Source organism: Prevotella sp. C0209C1 (assembly GCF_056583855.1).
Map to the genome: position 1 here is coordinate 1 of NZ_JBWPJP010000064.1, position 2616 is coordinate 2616.

Here is a 2616-nt window from a genome sequence, read left to right on the forward strand (position 1 = left end):
GCAAAGATAACAAATACTTATGAAATTATGTGCCTGAGAGGAGAGGGCTTGCAACTGGATTTTAGGACTGACCCCTTTTTCATAAGAAAAAATAAGGAAAGCTGATAAGGGATAAAACAAAAAAAACTTCTTAAATAAGAAGTTTTTAGTGAGGTGCCTGGCGGAATCGAACCGCCCTACACGGTTTTGCAGACCGTTACCTAACCGCCCGGCCCAGGCACCATTGCGTTTTGCGAGTGCAAAGATACCAATAATCTTCTATTCAGCCAAATAATTATACAGTTTTTTATTAAAAAGCAATACCTATTAGCTTTTGTTATGACAACCTTGCTTTGAATGTTTTACTGTTTTCTGATGTTCCCTTATCTTTTTTCTGATAGCACAACCCTTGCAGCCTCCACATGGATCTTTTGCTGCACGAATAGCTTCTATTATCTGCTTACAAGCATAACATATTGCTATAAATAACACTATACTTATTATAAAATACTGCCACATAAGGTATCTTTATAGCTTAAGCCTCAAAGGATAGTACTTCGTCTACGTAACGTCTTGCCTCTGGGTAAGTAGATTTTACTTTTCTTATTTTGTTCTTAATAATTATTGAAACTATAATACGATAAAAAGCAAAGAGTATTAAGCCTATAACTACTGCAAAAATAACATTTAAGATGCCTTTAAACGGCAAGTTTTTATCAGGAAAGGCTGATATTATAAGGATAGGTAACACCATAAGACCACCAGCTATAGTATATTGAGTGCGCTCAGAGCCACTATAATCTAAAGCTGCTTGATAGAAGAAAAGATAGTCTGACAACTCTTCTTCTGAAACCTTAGCACCACGTACAGGAAAACCCGGAGTGCCATCTAATCGTTTTATTTTATTTTCTACTTTATGCTGAAAATCGTTTAATAAAGTAGCCTTATTGTGCCAATCCTTCATTGTGTCATAACATTAATATTAAGAAAAAACTCCTTTACCTGCCCCCATGCAAGCTTTTAGCTTACAAAAGGGGCATAGCATAAGGAGAAAAGCAGTGCTCCTATAAGCCGGGTTCTGTGTATTACATATCTTTTAATATGCAATATGCCTGTCATTTATCTACTCTATGGATTGCTCCATAGCTCTAGCATTCTACCCTCCGTTGTGTCTACAGACTTGGACGGGACTATCCTCTAACAACGGTTTACATGAACTTGCAGCTCCTGAACGGCACAGCCAGCTGATCACCCAACTGCTGGTAGTCTCTTACACCACCTTCTCACCCTTACCAATTCTTTAGAATGGCGGTTTTTTCTTCTGCCTACATCTACTGTTACCAATAGCTTCTATTTTCGGAAGCAGGACGCCCTATGCTGCCCGGACTTTCCTCTCGCACATTAAAATGTGCCAGCGACAGAGCCAGAACACTGCCTTTATGAGTAGCAAAGGTACATAAAAAGCTTTAAATGACAAAATGGGTAAATAACATTAAAGCATAAATAAAACAAAATGTAAATATTCATACTTTTCTTATTCGCTCTAAATAACTGTTTAGCTTATTGGTAAATTCATAATTTTTTAATCCCCATTTGGGGGCTAATAATAAGTTATCTGGACTTTGACTTACAAAACGTTCCAAGACAAGGTCTTTGCGGAGCAAGGAAATATAGTCGGCTATTAATTTGATATATTCATCTACTGTATAGAGATGGAAAGGATTTTCTACATACATTTTGGCAAGTTTTGTACCACGTATTATCTGCATTTGATGTATTTTTAATGTCGTCAAAGGTAAAGAAGATATAATAGGAGCTTGTCGCAAGCTCTCCTGCCTATCTTCCCCAGGTAAGCCAAGAATGATATGTGCACCTACACGAATGCCACGAGCAGCCGTGCGCTCTATCATCTGACGTGAACAGGCAAAAGTATGACCACGATTTATTAATCGTAACGTAGCATCATTTACTGTTTCTATGCCATACTCTACGAGCAAAAAAGTGACCTTGTTAAGCTCCGTAAAATAGTTGAGTAAATCTTCACTAACACAGTCTGGACGTGTGCCAATGACTATCCCCACAACATCTTCCACTTGTAAGGCCTCGCTGTATAGGCGCTTTAAGTGCTGAATATCACCATAGGTGTTAGTATAAGCCTGGAAATAAGCAAGATACTTCATGTTAGGATATTTTCCTGAGAAAAATTTCTTTCCTTCTTCTATCTGACGCGTAACCGACTTGTTCTCTACCGAACAATATGAAGGATTAAAGGTTCTATTATCACAATAAATGCACCCACCCTTGCCTATGCTGCCATCTCTATTAGGACAAGTAAACCCTGCATCAATAGAAATCTTCTGAACCTTAAAATTAAATTCTTCATGTAACCAACTTCCAAAATCTCTGTAATACTGCGCCATATTCATACTATATTTATAAAAGCAAAGATACAAAAAGAATATAAAAAAACATCTTCTATAAAAGACAAAGGATAGTTTTTCTTTTTGTAAAAAAAATATATTTAGTCCACCCTTAAAAGCCTAATATTCATCTGATTCATAGTATATTATGCTACAAATCATTTGTTTATATCTGCAAGTTTTTGTACCTTTACATTATAATTCTTGCAGATATTTA

3 protein-coding genes, 1 tRNA gene and 1 other RNA gene are annotated in these 2616 nt (G+C 36.5%); all 5 read right to left on the reverse strand.

What is annotated here, in order from left to right; genetic code table 11:
* Positions 1-151: 151 nt before the first annotated feature.
* Positions 152-222: transfer RNA gene (locus tag AC1DCD_RS10130), tRNA-Cys, on the reverse strand.
* A gap of 84 nt (positions 223-306) precedes the next feature.
* Entirely contained in the window at positions 307-498 is a 192-nt protein-coding gene (locus AC1DCD_RS10135) for a hypothetical protein (RefSeq protein ID WP_008449273.1), read from the reverse strand.
* Positions 499-514: 16 nt separating this feature from the next.
* The gene (locus tag AC1DCD_RS10140; protein ID WP_008449386.1) at positions 515-943 is read right to left on the reverse strand and encodes a hypothetical protein; all 429 of its coding nucleotides are present in this window, start codon (positions 941-943) and stop codon (positions 515-517) included.
* Positions 944-1030: 87 nt separating this feature from the next.
* Positions 1031-1414, reverse strand: an RNA gene (gene rnpB / locus AC1DCD_RS10145) — RNase P RNA component class A.
* A gap of 88 nt (positions 1415-1502) precedes the next feature.
* Complete coding sequence (mnmL, locus tag AC1DCD_RS10150; RefSeq protein WP_464641372.1) at positions 1503-2399, reverse strand: tRNA modification radical SAM protein MnmL/YtqA; 897 nt, start codon at positions 2397-2399, stop codon at positions 1503-1505.
* Between the last annotated feature and the right edge of the window lie 217 nt (positions 2400-2616).